This window comes from Paenibacillus athensensis (assembly GCF_004514475.2).
In the GTDB taxonomy this organism is placed as follows: domain Bacteria; phylum Bacillota; class Bacilli; order Paenibacillales; family NBRC-103111; genus Paenibacillus_AL; species Paenibacillus_AL athensensis.
The window spans coordinates 38,428-56,777 of the sequence record NZ_MYFO02000018.1 but is presented as its reverse complement, the minus strand read 5'-3'; the positions used below and the strand labels follow the sequence as shown (position 1 = coordinate 56,777).

The window sequence follows — 18,350 nt, the reverse complement described above, 5'->3', positions numbered from 1 at the left end:
TCCCCGTTAACCGTCGGTTCATACTTGTTTACATCCCTTTGATCATTGGCTCCTACAATGAAGGAGGTAACCAAACTGAATCGGAGGGAAATCCATTGAGACATTCGTTAAAAGGTTTATTCGTATCGGCGCTTGCAGTTACGCTGCTGCCGATTGGCGGACAAGTGTTCGCAGCCGATCCGGCGGCGCCAGCAGCAGTAGCGGCTACGCCGTCGCAAAACGTGATCGTGATGATCGGGGACGGCATGGGGCCGGCCGAAATTACAGCAGCGCGTTATTATGCGAAAACATTTTTACAGAAGGACCGCCTGGAGCTCGACAACTACTACGTCGGCAAAGCGACGACGTTTTCGCAGCAAAGCCCGTATTCGACCGAGTCGGGCGCAGTAACGGATTCGGCGGCAGCCGGAACGGCGTTTGCGACAGGCAACAAAACGTATAACAACGCGATCAGCGTTTCGAATAACGATATGGCGAAGCCCTACGCTTCGGTCATTGAAGCAGCGATGAAGCTGGGCAAATCGACGGGCATTGTGTCCACCGACAATATCACGGGCGCGACGCCGGCGGTATTCGCTTCCCATGTGCGCTTGCGCTCCAACCAGAACGCGATTGCCAGCCAGTATTTGGACAGCGGCCTGAACGTGATTTTTGGTGGCGGCAAAACGAACTTCGTTGGCAAAGAAGACAAAGGCAAACGTACCGACAAAAACATCATTCCCGATTTTCAAGCCAAAGGATACCAAACGGCGTTTAACGCCAGCGGCCTGCAGGCGCTTCCGGCCAGCAGCGGCAAGGCGCTCGGACTGTTTGCAATGAACGAAATCCCTTACGTGCTGGACCGCGACAGCGAGACGCCAAGCTTGGCGCAAATGTCGCAAAAGGCGCTCGACATCCTGTCGACAAACTCGAAGGGCTTCGCCATGCTGATCGAAGGCGGCCGCATCGACCATGCCGGACATGCCAACGACCTGCCGGCCAACGTGCAAGAGGTGTTGGACTTTGATGCAGCGGTGAAGACGGTGATGGATTTTGCCAAAAAAGACGGCCATACGTCCGTTGTGATCACGGCTGATCATGAAACCGGCGGCTTGTCGCTCGGCATCAACAACGTGTATGAATTGAACGTTGATTTGTGGAATCAAGAAAAACATTCCTACGAGGCGCTGGACGCAACGCTGCAAGCAGCGAAAAATGCCGCCGACATCCGCAAAATCGTTGCCGACAATATCGGCTTTACCGATTTGACGGACGAAGAAGTGAACCTGATCCTCGCCGGTGACGGCTCGTCCTACAAGCGCGCAGGCGGCTACAACGCTGTCGTGTCCAAACGTCTGGCCGTTGGCTGGACCGGTCACGGTCATACGGCGGTAGACGTTGGCGTGTGGGCGTACGGGCCGATCGCAACGCTGGTCAAAGGCGATATCGACAACACCGACATTGCCAAAAACAGCGCGAAGGTGATTGGGGCCGATCTGCAAGTGGCGTCTGGCGAGCTGCAAGCCAAATACGTGTACCCGATGTTCAAAACGACGCGTGACAATACGGTGCAATACCCGGCTCGTACAATGGCCGAAGCGTTTGGCATCGATGTCCAATGGGACGAAAGCTCCAGAACGGTGACCTTGTCCAAGGGCAGTAATCAAGCGGTTATTGCCGTGGCGACGGGTGCAGTGAAGCTGAACGGCGCCGATGCCGGCATGGGCAGCGTCGATAACGGCAAGCTGTATTTGCCGCTGGACGTGTACAACAAGCTGACCGGCAAAGCCCTGAAATGGGATGCGGTGTCTGAGCGGATTGTGCTGAACTGACGGACAGGGATGACGTAAGCGGTTGAAAAAAGGAGGGCTGGGGAGCAATCCCTTGGCCCTCTTTGCGCAAGGAGGCGTAGCGATGATTCAGCTACATCAGGTAAGCAAATCGTTTGTCGTAGGCGGCAAACGCGTGCCGATTGTGCAAATCGGAAGCTGGACCGTGGAAACCGGCGAGCGCGTAGCGCTGACCGGACCGAGCGGCTGCGGCAAAAGCACCCTGCTGCACTTGCTGGGCGGCGTGCTGACAGCCGACACGGGCGAGCTGCAGATCGGCGCTTATGCGCTGCAGCGTATGAGCGAAGCGCAGCGCGACCGTTATCGCGCGCAGCAGGTCGGCTACATTTTTCAGGACTTTCATCTGCTGTCATCGTTGACGGCTCGGCAAAATGTCGAGCTGGCGCTGCCGCGCGCGTGGACGAAGCAGCAGCGCCGTGAGCAGCTGGATGAATGGTTTGCGCGCGTCGGGTTGGCCGACCGCCAGCATCACCGGCCCGGCCAGCTGTCGCGCGGCCAGCAGCAGCGCGTAGCGATTGCCCGCGCGCTGATTGGCAAGCCGCCATTGGTGCTCGCCGACGAGCCGACCGGCAGCCTCGACTGGGAAACGGCTGGCACCGTCATGCAGCTGCTGCTGGAGCTGTGCGCGGCCGAGCGGATGACGCTCGTTACAGTGACGCACGATTTGCATTTGGCCCGGCTGTTCCCCGTGCAGGCGCACATGGGCGAGCTGAACGAGCTGCTCAAGCAGCCGGGAGCGGGCCCGTGGGGAACGGAAAGCGAGGTGCAGGTGGGATGAGCTTGCTGGAGCTGTTGTGGCGAAACCTGCTGCACCGCAAGCTGCTGTCGCTGCTCGCAGTAGCGGCTGTAGCGGTGACGGTTGCGCTGCTGGTCGTGCTGCTGTTATGCAGCCGCGGTCTGGAGACGGGAGCGGCGTCGGGCTACGGCCCGTTTGAGCTGACGATTGGCGCGAAGGGCAGCGCTTCGCAGCTGGCGCTGAATACGTATTATCATGTCGGCGCGCCGACGGGCAACGTGCCCTATGCCGTGTTCGAAGCGGTGAGCCGCGAGCCGGAAGCGGAAAGGGCGTTTGCGCTGACGACGGGCGACAGCTACAACGGGTTCCCGATTGTCGGGATCGCGCCGGGTTATTTTGTGACGCGGTACAGCGACCGGCAATTGGCCGCAGGCCGGTTGTACGGAGCGACCGGCGAAGTCGTACTCGGCGCGTATGCGGCCAAGGAGCTGCACGCGAAGCTCGGCGATACGTTTCACGGCGCGCACGGACTTGTCGCCGGAGCGGCGGACGAGGACGGCGACGAAGAGGAGCATCGCCGGTTCGCGTATACGGTGGTCGGGATTTTGCCGGCGCTGCATACGGCTGACGACCGCGCGGTGTTTACGACGACGGATTACGCCTGGCAGGTGCATCATAACGAGCACGGCGGGGAGCACGAGGTGACGGCGATTTTGCTCAAGCCGAAGTCGCTCGCCGGAGCGCAAAGCTTGAAGACGAAATACCAGAACGTCAGCAATGTGCAGGCGATTTTTACAAGCAAGGCGGTGGCCGACGTGGTGAACGTCGTCGATACGGGGACCGGTGCGGTGAAAATCGTCACGGCGCTGTGCGTGCTGCTGGCAGCGGTGACGGTGCTGCTGAGCTTGACGCAGGCGGTGAACGAGCGCAAGCGGGATGTAGCGCTGCTGCGACTGCTCGGCAAGCCGCGCGGTTATATATGGCTGACGCTGATCGGCGAGGGGCTGCTGCTGACCGTGCTTGGCACGCTGCTGGGTTTGCTGGCTGGTCATGCCGCCGGTTTTGCCGGGCAGGATGCGATTTTTGCTTACACGGGGCTGCAAATTGCGCCTGGGCGTTTGCTGCCGGGTGAAGCGCTGCTGGCGGCCGAGGCGTGCCTGGTCGGATTCGCGGCGTCTGTCGGTCCTGCGCTGCAGGCGTACCGGATGGACCCGCTGCAGATGTTTCGGGGGTGAAGGTCAATGACGGCAAGCAAGGGTAAGGGCAGAAGCGGAAGTGCGCTGGCGGTGACGCTTGCGCTGCTGGCGGCGCTGTGCGCCGGCTGCGGAGCCGGGCAACCGCAGGCGGGTGCGACGTTTGCCGAAGGCGCGACAGCGTATGCGGCGGCGAGCGGTATAGCGCCTGTAGCGAGCGCGGGCGCGGCGACGAGCGGCGGAGCGCCGGTAGCGAGAGTGGGCGCAGCGACGAGCGGCGGAGCGCCGGAGGCGAGCGCGGGCGCAGCGATGGGCGGCGGAGCGCCGGTAGCGAACGCGGGCGGAGCGGCGAGCGGCGGAGAGCCGGGGGCGAGCGCGGGCGGAGCGCCGGTAGCGAACGCGGGCGCAGCGGCGAGCGGCGGAGAGCCGGAGGCGAGAGTGGGCGGAGCGGCGAGCGGCGTAGCGCCGGAGGCGAGAGTGGGCGCAGCCGCCAGCCCGTCAGCTTCGCCGGCAGCGCCGGCCCATGCGGCTAGCGCTGCGCCGAGCAACGAAATCAATTGGGATCAGTTTTTCGACAATGATTTGCAGACGACGCCGTCTTCCCGGTTTTGGGATTTGAGCGGTCATAACGTGCAGATCAAAGGGTTTATGGGCGAGGTGCTGAGCTTCGAAAAGCATTGGTTCCTGCTTATTCCGTCTCCGGGAGCGGAATGTCCGTTTGACAACGGCGACGAGACGTATTGGAACAAAATTATGATCGTGTACGTGCCCGATGATATCAAGCTGCGTTATACGTCTGGGCCGCTGCTGATCAAAGGGCGGCTCGACGTTGGCATCAAGCTCGACGAGTCCGGCTACAAAACGATGTTCCGGCTATACGACGCTTCGTTCGAGCGGATCAAGGAATAACGCGCCAAAAACGCATGTCTGAACGAACAGCGACACGTTCTTGAAATTTCACCTGCAAAAAGGCAGGATGATTGCTGTTTTGCTGATCTTAAGGACGATATACGTGCCAAAAGGTTGCTATCCTGCCCGCCGAGGTGCATAGCTATCGAATTGCAGGGTGAAGCATGCCGACTCGCAGGTTTGTCCATCATACTCGCCCAATCAGCGTAATTAGATGACGAATCGCAGTTATTGAAGTGCTCGACATGTGAAAATCCGTCAAGACGAGCAGCTTGCCAGCAACGTTCGATTTACCCTGGTTATTGAAATGCTCCATATAGCGAGAGTCGAGCGGACTGACAAATCATCGTTTTTCTTGTGATGCGGTTGTGATTTTTTGAGCCCCGCTTGGAGTAGCAAAATGCCCATAAAAAAGGACCCCTCTCTCCACTTAACTGTGGATTTTGGGGTCCTTTTTGGATCGGACAGCTCCGTTTTTGCATGGCCGACCGTTCGCTGCCGCGGATCAGTTGTCATCGTCCAGGCGGCCAAGATTGGCCTGGAACGAAGCCAGCTCCTGCTGGAAGCGGCCGTTGATTTTTTTCATAAAAGCAAGCAGAAAGACCAGCTCTTCCTCCGAATACGACAGACAAATTTCGTCCGTCATCCGGCCCAGCGGTTCGAAAACACCCTGCAGCCGCGCCATGCTTTCCGGCACGCATTCAATGATCACGCGCCTGCGGTCGTTAGGGTCCTTCACTCGCCGGACAAATCCGGCTTTCTCCAGCCGGTCGATCACGCCGGTGATGGCGCCCGTCGTCAAATGGGTCAGCTCGGCGAGCCGGCCGGCTGTCAGCGGCCCGAGATCGATCAGGTAGTTCAAGCATTTATGGTCGGTTATATTCAAGCCGAGATAGTCGGCGATTAACTGATGGAACAAGACCGTATTCGTACTCTGGATGCGGAACTCATCGCTGAGCCCGCTGAGCAGCTGGGAAATTTTTGGTGTTCGCCTTGACATAGCGGCCCCCTCCCGATATGATGAAAATGTCTTAGTTTGATAAGATACTTTCGGAGGTTAAATAATTGATTTGTGTAAGTATCTTACTTGGGTAAGATTATATCATATTGAAACAGGGAGGCAAGCTTGTTATGAATGCAGAGAACAAACATTTGGGCCTGGTAATGGTCGGCCTGCTGCTTGGTATCTTGATCGCCGCTATGGACAACACGATTGTCGCGACGGCAATGGGTACCATCGTCAGCGATTTGGGAGGGTTGGACAAATTTGTCTGGGTCACCTCGGCTTACATGGTTGCCGAAATGGCCGGCATGCCGATTTTCGGCAAGCTGTCGGACATGTACGGGCGCAAGCGCTTTTTCATTTTCGGCCTGATCGTCTTTTTGATCGGCTCGGTGCTGTGCGGCTTGGCGCAAAACATCGTGCAGCTCAGTATTTTTCGGGCGATTCAGGGAATTGGCGGCGGCGCGCTCGTGCCGATTGCGTTCACGATTGTTTTCGACGTGTTCCCTCCGGAGCAACGCGGCAAGATGAGCGGTATTTTCGGCGCGGTATTCGGTATTTCCAGCTTGTTCGGTCCGCTGCTCGGCGCTTATATTACCGATTATATCGGCTGGCATTGGGTGTTCTACATCAACCTGCCGCTTGGCGTGATCGCCTTCATTCTGGTGGCGTTTTTCTACAAGGAATCGCTGCAGCACGGGAAGCAGGTCATTGACTGGTGGGGCGCGATTACGCTTGTCGGGGCGATTGTCGCCTTGATGTTTGCGCTGGAGCTCGGCGGCAAGGAATACGCTTGGGATTCCGGCGTGATTCTCGGTTTGTTCGGCGTGTTTGCCGTGCTGTTCATCCTGTTTGTTCTGGCCGAGCGCAAAGCGGCGGAGCCGATTATTTCTTTCAGCATGCTGCGCAACCGACTGTTCGGCTCCAGTACAGCGGCGTCGCTGTGCTTCGGCGCGGCGTTCATTACGGCCGGCGTGTACATTCCGATTTTCGTGCAAGGGGTATACGGAGGCTCGGCAACGAACTCCGGTCTGATTCTGCTGCCGATGACGGTTGCGTCCGTGGTGACGGCTTCCGGGGGCGGGATGCTCGGCAACAAATACAGCTATCGCAGCATTATGCTGGCATCGGCGTTGATTTTCGTCGTGGGCGCCTTCCTGCTCAGCACGATTTCGCTCGATACGCCTCACTGGCTGCTGACGATCTACATGATCATTATCGGTCTTGGCGTAGGCTTCTCCTTCTCCGTATTGGGCATGGCGGCTATTCATCATTTCGACGAGAGACAACGCGGCTCGGCCAATGCCACGATGGCGTTCACCCGTTCGTTCGGGATGACCATCGGCATTACGATTTTCGGGATCGTGCAAAGAAATCTGTTTACGGACAAAATGACGGCGGCTTTCGCCGGAGCGGGCGGTCAAGCGCCGCCGGCGGACCTGTTCAAAGACGCGCGCAGCATGCTGACGCCGGAAACCCGCGCCGCGGTGCCGCAAGCGGTCATGGACAAGGTCATCGCCGCACTGTCGACCTCGATCGCCAAAACGTTCATGTGGGGCGTAATCCCCGCTGCATTGACGATTGTGTGCGTGCTGTGGATGAGCAAGGAATCGATCCGCGACAGCAAAATGGCGCAAACCGGCCGCTAGGAGCGGATTGGCCGCAGGCAAGCGGCTATCCGCTTGACCTGCGGCACCGCGCTCTGGAGTCGCGCGTGGTGCGGAAAGCGCTGGCTGACCGTCGGCGAGCCGCTTTCCGAGATTGGCCAGCTTATATCAAAGCCCTGTTACTGCCGGCATTGCCGTGCAGCGGCGGGGCTTTTTTGCGCGGCTTCGGCAACTGCTGAATCAAGCTGGCGTGGGGGATGCCTGTGTCCGTTTATTTGGCGCTGCGGACGGTACATCCGGCCACAACCTGACGGAGTGAAAGCGGTCTGCGTTGTATACAGCCGCAGGCAGATTTATAATGGAACATAATAAATCCGTTTGGGCCAAGGTGAGTGTATGCGATCCTCGTTTCCTGCTTTATTGTACCGCTTTCAAATGCGGTTGTTGTTATATTTGCTGCTGGTCGGCTCGATTCCGCTGTTGGTGGCGGTCGGGGTGTTCTATCACCAGACGAACGGCTACAGCCAGCGCGAGCTGACGGCCAACGTCGCCCAAGCGCATCAGCAGGTGCTGACCGGGGCGGCGCGCGAGCTGCAGGCGGTCCGGTCGTTTGCCCAGCAAGCTGCGGAGGATTATGCGGTGCTGGCTTATTCCCGTCAGCAGGCCGCAGGAGGTTATCCGGCGCAGATCGGGGAGCTGCGAAGCTATATCGAGCGGTTTTTGTACCAGCAGACGCTGCATAACCGATATTTTGCGCAAATTTGTCTGACTGTCAGCAGCTCGAACCGAACGCTCTGCTCGCAGGGCTATGGCGGTCTGGAAGCGATGGGCTCGCCGCAGGATATGCGTCCGGGCAAGTTTGAGCCGTCGGTGGGCGGCAGCGACCAGGGCAGCTACATCGTCCGGTATTTGCAGCCGGTCGGGGACAGCGCCTCCTCCGATGAGCTGGGCTACATCGTCATTTGGTACAATCTGAGCCGGATGATGAAGGATCTGGAGGTGGCGTCGGTCGATCAGGCGCTGGTCGATGAAGAGGGGCGGATGCTGTATCGCAGCGGCAATCTCGACCTTTCGCTGTTTCCGGCGAGCGTGAACGGACTGGAGCTGGACGGCGCCAGCGTGCGCTCGGTCCGCAAGCTGGATGTCCCCGGCGGGGAGTGGAGCTCGTATTATCAGGCGCCGAACACGTTTGCCCAAACGGCGATGCCGAGTCTGCGTAAGCTGCTAGCGCTGCTGTTTGCGGTGCTCGCGGTGCTGTCGATTGGCAGCTCGCTTGTATTTGCGCGGTATGTCACGCGGCCGCTGCACCGGCTCAAGGGGTTGATGAAGCGCGCCGAGCTCGGCGATCTGAAGGCGTATTGGATGTCTAAGGGCATGGACGAATGGAACGACCTCGGCGAAAGCTATAACCAGATGCTCAACCGGCTGGAGGAGCTGATCAAGCAGGTCAAGCTGGAGGAGGCGCTAAAAAAGGAAGCGGAGATGGAGGCGCTGCATTATCAGCTGAATCCGCACTTTTTATACAACACGTTAAATACGATCAAGTGGGTGGCGAAAATTCACAAGACGCCGCAAATTTCCGAGGTGGTCAGCGCGCTCGTGCGGCTGCTGCAGGCCAGTCTCGGCAAAAAAGGCGATTTCATTACGCTACGTGAGGAATGCGGGCTTGTGCGCGACTATATGGAAATCCAGTCCTTTCGCTATGGCGACCGGGTTCAGGCGCGCTTTGAGCTGGATCCGCAGACCGAGCGCTGCATTGTGCCGCGCATGCTGCTGCAGCCGCTGGTGGAAAATGCGATTATTCACGGCATTGAGCCTTCGCGCCGGCAAGGTGTAATCACAATCCGCACATGGCTGGACCGCGATCTGTTGTTTTGTCAGGTCGAGGATAACGGAATCGGCATGGAGGCAGCGGCAGGCGGGCGAGCTGACGGCTTCGCGGGTGCGGCGTTGAGCGCTGAGCGGCATGAAGCGGATGCCGATCTGACAGGCGAAGCCGGTCCGGCTGGCGGTGAGGGACAAGCGCCGGAGACCGAGTGGGCGGAGCCGGAAGCGGCGGCCAAGCGCGGCGAGCGACTCCCGGAGCGCGGAGCCGGCCGTGCGGCGGCTGTCAGACCCGGCGGCGGCCGAGCAGGGCAGCCGGGCGGAGCCGGGCCGAGCGAAGCTTGGGCGGCCGGGGGCGGCGAACGCCCGAGCGGACAGGAGCTTGCGGAAGCGCAGGCGAGGCCGGACGATGAGCGAGCCGGAGCGACGCCAATTGGCGGCAAGTCGCTGCGCGAGCGGATGAGCGGCATCGGCATTGCGCATATTCGCGAGAAGATCAAGCTGTATTACGGACCGGAATACAAGCTGCATATGACAAGCAAGCCGGGCGAGGGCACGGTTGTACGGATGTTTTTGCCCATACATCGAAGCGAGGAGTGAAGTCGCACATGAATGTGCTGGTGGTGGACGACGAACCGATTATCCGGCTCGGCCTGCGCACGCTGGTGGAGTGGGAGGAGCACGGCTTTTGCTATGCGGGCGAAGCCGAGGACGGCCAGGAGGCGTTGGAGCTGCTGGAGGCCCAGCCGATCGATATAGTGATCACCGACCTGCTGATGCCGCGGATGGATGGTCTGGAGCTGATCCGCAGGCTCAAGATGAGCGGCAAGGATGTCGGGATCGTCGTGCTCAGCTGCATGGACGATTTTACATATGTCAAGGAAGCGATGAAGCACGGGGCCAAGGATTATTTGCTCAAGCCGACGATGGAGCCGGAGACGCTGCTGGAAACGCTGCAAGGCGTGCGAAGCGAGCTGTTGGCCAGGCGCGCCGAGCGCGGCCAGGTGCTGCGCTGGCAGCAGCACCTGGCATCGACGCAGCAGTCGCGGCTGTCGGCGCGGCTTGCCGCGTATTTGCGCAGCGGCGAGGGCGGCGCGCAGCTGACGGCGGAGCTGTTCGGCGGAGCAGCGGGGGCCGGGGCGCGCGTGGCGGGCGGAGCGGAGCAGCGCGGCGAAGGCGATGCGGGCCGAGAGGCGAGGCCGGGGAGCGAAGGCGGCGCAGCGGGGCTGGTGACGCTGCTGCTGTACACCGGCAGCGCTTTGAATGCCAGCTACCAGGACTGGAGCTGGACCGCCTCCCGCGCCGCGCTGCCGCTCGGCGCGGATCGCGTGCTGCTGCTGTGCGAAGCGGCAGCAGCAGCTGGCGCGGCGGCGCCGCCGTCCCCGGCTGCGGGAGGCGAAGCCTCCTCCGCAGCCGACGCAGCCGGCTCGGGCGGCGCTGCCGCGCAAGCCCAAGCGCTCGCGGCAGCGGCCGAGCGCTGGCTGGACCGGCTCGGCATAGCCGACGAGCCGGGCTGGTTCGTCGGCGCCGGGCTGGCGCTGCGCCGACTGGAGGACCTGCCGCGCGCGCTGGAGGCGCACGAGCGGCAGGTCGATGAGCGATTCTACGGCGAAGGCCGGAATCGCTGGATGCCGGCGCTTGCCGAGCCGCCGGCGGAAGCGGAGTCGCCCCTGCCGGTGGAGGGGCGCAACGATTTGCTGCGCTGCATTGCCAGCGACAATGTCGACGGCTTCCTCCACCACGCCAGACAGCTGGGCGAGCAGCTGCGGCGGCTGCGCTGTCCGCGCGGCAAGGCGCTGGCGTTTGCGCAGGAGCTGCTCGGGCTGGCGGCGGGTTACGCCCGCGAGCGCGGGTACGCGGGCCTGGACGATTTTGAAGACGCGTATGTGACGAGTCGCCGCGCGCTGCAATGTCATTCGGCCGCCGAGTTGGAGGCGCTGCTGGAAGAAGCGTTTGCCCAGCTGGCCGAAGTCCGCCGCGTCGGCGGGCGCGAGCCGGCGGTCACAGCGCAAAATCCGTTTATCCGCAAAGCGCAGCAATATATGCAGGAGCATTACGCAGCGAATATCAGCACGCTGGATATCGCCGATCATGTCCGGCTCAGCCGCAGCTATTTAAGCGATTTGTACAGCAAGGAGACGGGCGAGTCGCTAAGCGAATCGCTGACGCGCATCCGTATCGAGGAGGCAAAGCGCCGCTTGCGCGCCGGCGAGCTGAAAATTTACGAGGTCGCCGAAGCGGTCGGGTTTCCCGACGCCAAGGTGTTTGCCAAGACGTTCAAGCGGGTGGTCGGCTGCTCGCCCAAGGAATTTGAACGGTAAGTCCCGCGCCCCTGGCCTCCTTGCGCAACACCCACCCCTGCCACGTAACGCCAGGCAACGGGATGCAGCCTGTCAGCAAGCGGGCATGTATTCCGCACTTGCCGTTTGCCGAATCTGGAAAATAACGGATAATGGCGTGACCGCATGCGCCATCTGTAATACAATGAGTAGGGAATAAGTCGGGATTACCGCGCAAATAAGCTCGAAACGGGGATGGACGCATGATGATGGAAGAGCAGCTGGAGCTGTTTGCCGATATAGAGGACAAGCCGAAAAGGTCGACCACCTTTCTCGATAATATGAAGCTGCCGATTCACCGCTGGTTTCGATATTCAGCCGGCTTTTCAGCGGAATGGATAGCTTCGGTCATTCAGGAGCGGAATCCGGACGGACGGGAGGATTTCCATGTATTTGACCCGTTTGCCGGCTCCGGCACGGTGCTGTTGGCCAGCGATCAAGCTGGCGTTTGCAGCGCGGGAACGGAAGCCCATCCTTTTGTCGCCAGAATGACCCGAGCGAAATTGCATGGCTCCCAAGCCAAGGCGGGCGAATTCATGCAATCGGCCAAAGCGCTGCTGGAGGAAGCCCGGAGGCTGGAGCCTGCCGAGCTGCAGGAATCCTATAATGAATTGATCTATAAATGTTACCCGCCACATACGCTGCACCAATTGACTGCGCTCAAGCAAGCCTGGCAAAAGCGGGAGCGGGACGGCATCTACAGCGAGCTGCTCTGGCTGGCGCTGGTGGCGATCCTGCGGGCTTGCTCGCCTGCCGGTACGGCCCAATGGCAATATGTGCTGCCCAATAAACAAACGAAAGCCAAAATACCGTTCGAAGCGTTCGAGCAGCAGGCTCGCATGATGAGCGCCGATATGCAGGCTTGGCAGCAGCACGTCGGCGTTTCGAAAGTCGCCTTTTTTCAGGAAGACGCCAGAGCGTGCCCGTCCGTTCCGGACGTTTGGGCCGATCTGGTTGTGACCTCGCCGCCTTACGCCAACAATTATGATTATGCCGATGCGACCCGGCTGGAAATGTCCTTTTTCAATGAGATTCAAGGCTGGGGCGACTTGCAGGATGTGGTTCGCAGTCATTTGGTCCGTTCCTGCACGCAGCATGTGTCCAAATTGAAGAAGGAAACGTACGAGATTTTGCAAAGCGAGGAGCTTCGTCCCATTTATCCGGCATTGCTGGACGTGTGCCGCAGGCTGGATGCGGAAAAGGAGCTTCATGGGGGCAAAAAAAATTATCACACCATGATTGCCTTGTATTTTCTCGATTTGGCTCGCGTGTGGATCGAGCTTCGCAGGATTTGCAAGCCGGGGGCCGATGTCGTCTTCGTGATCGGGGATTCTGCGCCTTACGGCATCTACGTCCCGGTCGATACATGGCTGGGCGAGCTGGCGCTTGCGGCAGGCTTTACGTCCTATCGGTTTGACAAAGCCAGAGATCGCAATACGAAATGGAAAAACAGAAAACATACCGTGCCACTGAAGGAAGGATTTCTGTGGGTGAAAGGATAGATCGCTATGGCGCAATCGGCTTCGCATAAATTCGGTCAAATGATCGGCGATTTACTGGAAAAGGCGATGTATGTGTATATGGAGCCCGTTGCCCGGCGGCACGGCTTGTTTTTCGATTATAAGCACCCCAGATGGGCCAGAAACGGCAAAAGCGACGTCGTCTGGACGGATATCAACAACAACAAGCACAAGCTGGATATCGTGCTGGAAAAAAACGGGACCGAGCAGCAATACGGGCAGCCGGTTGTTTTTATCGAAATGGCGTGGCGGCGGTACACGAAGCATTCGAAGAATAAGGCTCAGGAAATTCAGGGTGCCATTCTTCCGCTGATTCGCAAATACAGCAAGCATTCCCCCTTTTATGGTGCGGTTGTGGCCGGTGAATTTACAGAGCCTTCGCTGACCCAACTGAAATCCGAGGGCTTCAAGGTCGTACATTTTTCATTTGCTACGATTATAGCGGCATTCCGCTTGGTCGGGATCGATGTTTTTTGGGGTGAACAAACGAGCGACGAAGAGGTGCTCAGGAAGGTTGAGCAGTATGAGCGGCTTTCCGAGGCCGAGCGGGACGTCATCATTCATGCTTTGTTAGCTGCAAACAGCGAGCAGCTGCAGGCGTTCGTCCAAAAGATGGATGAAGCGATTCAACGGCAAATCGAGTCGGTGCGGGTGTTTTCCCTGCACGGCAAGCTGGCGAGCCTTGACTCGGTCAATGAAGCGCTCGACTATATTTCTTCTTATAGGGAAGAAGACGCCCATGCGCCCTTGGTCAAATATGAAATCAGCATCCGGTACAATAACGGGGACAAAATCGACTGCCAATTCGCTGAAAAGCGAAGTGCAATGGCTTTTCTGGCTGATTATGCCTAGAAGCCTTTGACGAATAAGGAGGGCAACACATGGCGAATACCGATAAATTTGAAGCGATTGCCGGCACGTACGACGCGCCGGAACGGATCAAGATCGCCCGGCTGTCCGCGGATGCGATTCGGGCCTATATCGGCGATGCCGCAGAGCGGAGCGCGATTGATTTTGGATGCGGGACCGGGCTTGTCGGTCTGGAGCTGCTGCCTGAATTCGGCTCCGTGCTGTTTCTGGATTCGTCTGCGAACATGATCGAGCAGGTCAACCGCAAGATTGCCGCCCGCTCGCTCACCCGGGCGGAAGCCCGCTGCCTGGATCTGGAGCGGGAGGGATTGCCCGACTTGCGAGCCGATTATATTTTTATGGTGCAGGTGTTGTTGCATATTCCGGACGTTGAGGCGTTGCTGACGCGATTGCGGTCGATGCTGAACGAAGGCGGGCATCTGCTGATTGTCGATTTTGACAAAAACGAGCACGTCGCTTCGCCGCTTGTCCATAACGGGTTTGATCAAGCGAAATTGGCGGATTTGATGACGAAAATCGGCTACACCGGGATTCAATCCCGCACCTTTTATACAGGTCAACGGCTGTTCATGGGGCAGGACGCCTCGATGTTTGTGCTGGATTCACGCAAGTAGGCCCGGACCGTAGCAGGTCCAGCGGGTCCGGTCACTTTTGCCCGGCCCAAGCCCAAACCGCTTGCAATTCCTGCGCAGCGCGTTGTTTCCAACCGGCGACTACTTGTTCATCGGTTTCTTTCATTTTAATATTCAAATAAAACATGCCGGTTCCGAGCAGTGAATCGACCTTGGCGGCGAAAGCGGCGCAGCGTGCATGTAAACTGCGGTCTTTGTCGTCGTCCGGAACGGCTGTTTCCAGCAGCAAGGCCCGCTCGTTGATTTGATATTTGGCGTCGAGTCGTTCCAGCTCCTTGAGCTTCTCGCTATCGGCTTCGTCTTTGGACATGATTTGCGTATATTGGACGAGCGCGTTCAGCAGATCATCGCTGATCTGGACATATGTGTCAAAGGTTATGCGGCGGGGCTGGCTCGATTGGCTGGCAGCCTGCTCGTTCGTCTGGTTCCGGGCGGGAGTGGTTGCTTGGGTTGCAGCGGCAGCTTGCCGGTTGTCCCGGACATAGGCGTGCAGAGCCGGGTCCTCGACAGCTAGTTCTTCCCCCAGATAGGTCAGGCGCAGGGCATTGACTTGCATCCCGACCGTATCGATTTCCACGCGGTACTCAGGAAACGTATACACATAAGCGTGATAACCTTCGGCATTTTCATTGCCCGGCTGTCCCAGCAGCTTGACGATCTCCGTTTCGGCATCGCCGATCCGCAGGCCGTTGCTGAGGCTGCCTTCCGATCCATTGACGAGCAGGAAGGTCAGTTGGCCGGATTGTGCAAACATCAGCATCGTGTCGTCAAATTTGATTTCGTAGTATTCATGGTTTTGCTCGACGGCGGCGTAGTCCGGAATGCGGCTTTGAATGTCAGCAAACAAAGCGCCCGCGACCCAGCCGTTAACGGATAACGGCTGTTGGGCGATGGCTGGCGACGGCTTCGCGAGATTAACAGCGGACGTGTCCAGCGGGGTCGCGAGCGAAGCTGGCGTTGCGGATGGGGCTGCTGTTACGGTGACGGCTTGTGCAGACGGCAAGCCTGCCGGAGCCACATGCCCGTTCGATGAAGCAGCCTGCTTGTCGCAAGCGCCAAGCAGGATCAGGATGATGAGGGTGAGACGTTTCATAGCAGCCTCCTGGGTTATTTTTCCCCGTATTTCGACAAGGCTGCCTGGGATTCCTTCTCTACGCGTCCGTCGTTATGGAGCATAATCGGGGCGCCCCCTCTGAACGGAGCTATATGCTATAATAAAAATCGGTGCTTATAATTGGGAACGGGCGGATGTCAACGCGGATCGTTACTGGAATTGCCTGCACCGGATCGGTTACGATGTCCGGCATGCCCGCTCCAACTTATCGCATAAGGAGGCGCATATGGAATTGATTCAAAATTGGCTTGTCGGTCTGGGCGTTCAGGAGGATTTGGCTTTATATCTGACTAATTTGATTGTAATAGTTGGTATTAGTGTGTTGTGTATCGCGGCGAACTTTTTGACCAAGAAGGTCGTGCTGAAGGTATTAACCTTTTACATACACAATAATCGGTTTAAGTGGGACAATTACTTGCTGCAGCGCAAGGTGTTTCATAAGCTGTCGCATGTGGTGCCGGCGCTGATTATTTTTTATTTCTCGTTTATGTTTCCGGCTTACCAAAGCTGGATCGAAAAAGGAATTTTGCTCTACATGATTATCGTCGGCTTGCAGGTGATGAACGCCTTTCTCGATGCGGTTCACGATATTTATTCGGCCTTCGAGATTTCGAAAGCCCGGCCGATTCGCGGCTATCTTCAGGTGATGAAAATTTTTATTTTTATCATCGGCGGCATTTTGCTGATCTCGAATCTGATCGGGGAAAGCCCGCTGATTTTGCTAAGCGGTATCGGCGCTTTGTCGGCTGTCATGATGCTCGTGTTCAAGGATTCGATTCTCGGACTCGTGGCGGGGGTTCAGCTGACCTCGAACGACATGGTGCGCGTCGGCGACTGGATCGAGATGCCCAAGTATGGAGCGGATGGGGAGATCATCGATATTTCGCTAAATACGGTCAAGATTCAGAATTGGGATAAAACGATTACGACGATCCCGACGTATACGCTGATCTCCGATTCCTTTAAAAACTGGCGGGGCATGTCGGCTGCTGGCGGCCGGCGGATGAAGCGCTCGGTGTTCGTGGATACAAGCAGCATCGTCATGTGCAGCCCGGAGATGCTGGAAAAATTCAAAAGCATTCAATATTTGCGCGATTACATCGTGGACCGGGAGCGGGAAATCGAACAATTCCATATCGAGAACCACATCGATCGCTCGTGCCGGGTGAACGGACGCGCCATGACGAACATCGGGGTGTTTCGTACCTATATCCAGCTTTATCTGGAGCAGCATCCGAAAATTCATCAAGGCATGACCTGTATGGTCCGGCAATTGCAGCCGGTGGATACGGGCCTGCCGTTGGAGCTTTATGCATTTACGAACGATGTGAACTGGGCGGTGTATGAAGGGGTGCAGGCGGATATTTTTGATCATTTGTTTGCTGTGGCGCCGGAATTCGGTTTGCGGATTTTTCAGAATCCGACGGGTTACGATATGCAAAGCATGCTGCGCAAGGAGCAGGGGGAGCGCAGCTTGGCTTGAGGCCGGTAAACGAGGCTGCCCCGTCGGCGGCATGGGCGCCAGATTAACGAGTGATCGGGCGGTCGCCGGCTAGAAGGACGCCGGGCCAGATTGCAAGTGCAACGGCCGGCCAGCCGGAAAGACAATCAAGCAAGGGGGCAGCCCCGGGCTTCCATATGAGGAGGCTCGGGGCTGCTTTGGGCCTGCGGGCCGAGGGCCGTTACATGCCTGCGTATAGCGTTACAGCTTGAAAAAACCGTCCATTGCCGTGTAGCCGAGCGAATGCTTGAGCAGCAGCGGCTCCAGCTGATTAAAATAAACCGGCGGCTGCTCCGGGGCCGCGAGCTGGTCGGTGTCCAGCGCGTACACAGCAATCCGGTACAAATGATCGCCCGAATATTGCGGCGGAGCCATTCCGAAGTAGGCGTTCCATTCTTCCCCGGCGTTCAGTTGACCGGCGCTGCCCTGCGGCAGTCCGCCGACGGCGGCCGGAATGTTCACCACGCTCCAGTGAATGTAGCTGTCGGCGATCGGATTCACGTCGTACATGACGACGGCAAACGAGCGGGTGTTCTTGGGCGCGCCCTCCCAGTGCAGCGGCGGGCTGATATTTTGACCGCCGTCTACGCTGCTGTGGGCATATGTACGGGGAATATCGCCGTAGGCCGCCCAAGCGTCCGACCAGACGCGGAGGCTGGGAACAGCCTGCGGGATGTCGGCCTTCAGCACCCGGTTGACCGAATCCCAGTTCAGCTCCAGCCCTAGCGCCGCTTCCGCCAAGCGGGCGGACGCCAGCACCGTATCTTTCTCCAGAACGGCATCGGCGTCAAGCTCGACGGGCGCACCGTTTACCATTGCCCGGCTGTCGCCTACACGTTGCTCGACGAGCGATTTGCCATCCTTCTCGGCGTACCAGGCCCGATCTACCGCTTTCCATGATACGGTTGCGCCAGCGGCTTCAAACACGGCTCGCGCAGGGATCAGCAGATGGGCGTTGATCATCTGTCCTTGGGCTTCGAGCTTTCTGCCGTTTACTTCTACGGTAAACGGGCTGTTCCAGGCAGTGAAGCTGGCGACATTCAGCATGGCGTCTTTTGCCGGTTTGGCTGCAGCTTCTGGACCGGCCGCCGAGACGGTGACCCCCAGCACCAGCGACAATGCGGCCAGCAGCACGGTACGATATACGGAAAATAATTTCATGGATCTCCGACTCTCCTTTTGAACATAGATGATGTACAATAAATATAGCGGCGCCGCTTTTGTAACATTAATTTTGTTTGTCGACTATTTTTATGTTATATCTAGTTGGCAC

14 protein-coding genes are annotated in these 18,350 nt (G+C 58.5%); 11 read left to right on the top strand and 3 right to left on the bottom strand.

What is annotated here, in order from left to right; all coding sequences use genetic code 11:
- Positions 1-95: 95 nt before the first annotated feature.
- The 4 genes from B5M42_RS23230 to B5M42_RS23215 all read left to right on the top strand — a co-directional run bounded on the left by B5M42_RS23230 (position 96) and on the right by B5M42_RS23215 (position 4,667).
- Positions 96-1,811 carry an alkaline phosphatase gene (locus tag B5M42_RS23230; RefSeq protein WP_230633159.1) on the top strand — a complete coding sequence of 572 codons (1,716 nt, stop codon included), beginning with the start codon at positions 96-98 and terminating at the stop codon, positions 1,809-1,811.
- A gap of 82 nt (positions 1,812-1,893) precedes the next feature.
- Positions 1,894-2,607, top strand: coding sequence for an ABC transporter ATP-binding protein (locus B5M42_RS23225; protein WP_134755977.1), 714 nt, complete (start codon positions 1,894-1,896; stop codon positions 2,605-2,607).
- The gene (locus B5M42_RS23220; RefSeq protein ID WP_134755975.1) at positions 2,604-3,800 is read left to right on the top strand and encodes an ABC transporter permease; all 1,197 of its coding nucleotides are present in this window, start codon (positions 2,604-2,606) and stop codon (positions 3,798-3,800) included. The genes B5M42_RS23225 and B5M42_RS23220 overlap by 4 nt, the downstream gene beginning before the upstream one ends.
- A 6-nt stretch (positions 3,801-3,806) precedes the next feature.
- Positions 3,807-4,667: a hypothetical protein gene (locus tag B5M42_RS23215; protein ID WP_230633158.1), complete on the top strand. Its 861-nt coding sequence runs from the start codon at positions 3,807-3,809 to the stop codon at positions 4,665-4,667.
- Between the two features lie 505 nt (positions 4,668-5,172).
- On the opposite strand, the gene B5M42_RS23210 is transcribed toward B5M42_RS23215, so the two are convergent.
- On the bottom strand, positions 5,173-5,667 hold the full coding sequence (locus tag B5M42_RS23210; RefSeq protein WP_134755973.1) for a MarR family winged helix-turn-helix transcriptional regulator: 495 nt from the start codon (positions 5,665-5,667) through the stop codon (positions 5,173-5,175).
- Positions 5,668-5,798: 131 nt separating this feature from the next.
- Here B5M42_RS23210 and B5M42_RS23205 point away from each other — a divergent pair, with 131 nt between their 5' ends.
- The 6 genes from B5M42_RS23205 to B5M42_RS23180 all read left to right on the top strand — a co-directional run bounded on the left by B5M42_RS23205 (position 5,799) and on the right by B5M42_RS23180 (position 14,444).
- Entirely contained in the window at positions 5,799-7,319 is a 1,521-nt protein-coding gene (locus B5M42_RS23205; RefSeq protein ID WP_134755971.1) for an MDR family MFS transporter, read from the top strand.
- Positions 7,320-7,673: 354 nt separating this feature from the next.
- The gene (locus B5M42_RS23200; RefSeq protein WP_134755969.1) at positions 7,674-9,701 is read left to right on the top strand and encodes a sensor histidine kinase; all 2,028 of its coding nucleotides are present in this window, start codon (positions 7,674-7,676) and stop codon (positions 9,699-9,701) included.
- An 8-nt stretch (positions 9,702-9,709) separates the two neighbouring features.
- Positions 9,710-11,422, top strand: coding sequence for a response regulator (locus B5M42_RS23195; RefSeq protein ID WP_134755967.1), 1,713 nt, complete (start codon positions 9,710-9,712; stop codon positions 11,420-11,422).
- A 221-nt stretch (positions 11,423-11,643) separates the two neighbouring features.
- Complete coding sequence (locus tag B5M42_RS23190; protein ID WP_209280767.1) at positions 11,644-12,942, top strand: hypothetical protein; 1,299 nt, start codon at positions 11,644-11,646, stop codon at positions 12,940-12,942.
- 6 nt (positions 12,943-12,948) lie between these two features.
- Complete coding sequence (locus tag B5M42_RS23185) at positions 12,949-13,812, top strand: DNA methylase (RefSeq protein ID WP_134755965.1); 864 nt, start codon at positions 12,949-12,951, stop codon at positions 13,810-13,812.
- A 29-nt stretch (positions 13,813-13,841) separates the two neighbouring features.
- On the top strand, positions 13,842-14,444 hold the full coding sequence (locus tag B5M42_RS23180) for a class I SAM-dependent methyltransferase (RefSeq protein WP_134755963.1): 603 nt from the start codon (positions 13,842-13,844) through the stop codon (positions 14,442-14,444).
- Between the two features lie 31 nt (positions 14,445-14,475).
- Here the strand turns inward: B5M42_RS23180 and B5M42_RS23175 are convergent, their stop codons facing one another.
- Positions 14,476-15,555 (bottom strand): hypothetical protein, encoded by a 1,080-nt coding sequence (locus tag B5M42_RS23175; protein WP_134755960.1) that lies wholly within the window; start codon positions 15,553-15,555, stop codon positions 14,476-14,478.
- Positions 15,556-15,802: 247 nt separating this feature from the next.
- Between B5M42_RS23175 and B5M42_RS23170 the strand changes: the two genes are divergently transcribed.
- Entirely contained in the window at positions 15,803-17,059 is a 1,257-nt protein-coding gene (locus B5M42_RS23170; protein ID WP_134755958.1) for a mechanosensitive ion channel family protein, read from the top strand.
- A 219-nt stretch (positions 17,060-17,278) separates the two neighbouring features.
- On the opposite strand, the gene B5M42_RS23165 is transcribed toward B5M42_RS23170, so the two are convergent.
- The gene (locus tag B5M42_RS23165; RefSeq protein WP_134755956.1) at positions 17,279-18,238 is read right to left on the bottom strand and encodes a YbhB/YbcL family Raf kinase inhibitor-like protein; all 960 of its coding nucleotides are present in this window, start codon (positions 18,236-18,238) and stop codon (positions 17,279-17,281) included.
- Between the last annotated feature and the right edge of the window lie 112 nt (positions 18,239-18,350).